Annotated in this window: 1 protein-coding gene; it reads left to right on the forward strand. The window is 76.0% G+C overall.

Annotation, left to right across the window (positions count from 1 at the left end; genetic code table 11):
- Window positions 1-223: hypothetical protein (locus J8I29_RS29870; protein WP_209434455.1), on the forward strand; the 223-nt coding region annotated here is incomplete at its 5' end.
- Window positions 224-242 lie beyond the last annotated feature (19 nt).

Consider the following 242-nt stretch of genomic DNA (forward strand, 5'->3'; position numbering starts at 1 on the left):
GCGCTTCGCCGGCTGGCGCACGCCGCGCTGGAAGGCGCGCTTGCTGGCCGAACTGCAGGCGGCGCTGGCCGGGCCCGACGGTCGACTGAGCCTGAGCTTCGAGATCGTCCAGGGCCACGCCTTCCAGCCGCCGCCGCGCCTGCGCGTCGCGGCGGAAACGCGGGTGCCGGTCGAGACGCTGCGCAGTCTCGCGCGGGCGGGCCAGCGGCCACCGACGCCCTGAACGACGCCGGAAGACCCAT

Source organism: Labrys sp. LIt4 (assembly GCF_017813775.1).
In the GTDB taxonomy this organism is placed as follows: Bacteria; Pseudomonadota; Alphaproteobacteria; order Rhizobiales; family Labraceae; genus Labrys; species Labrys okinawensis_A.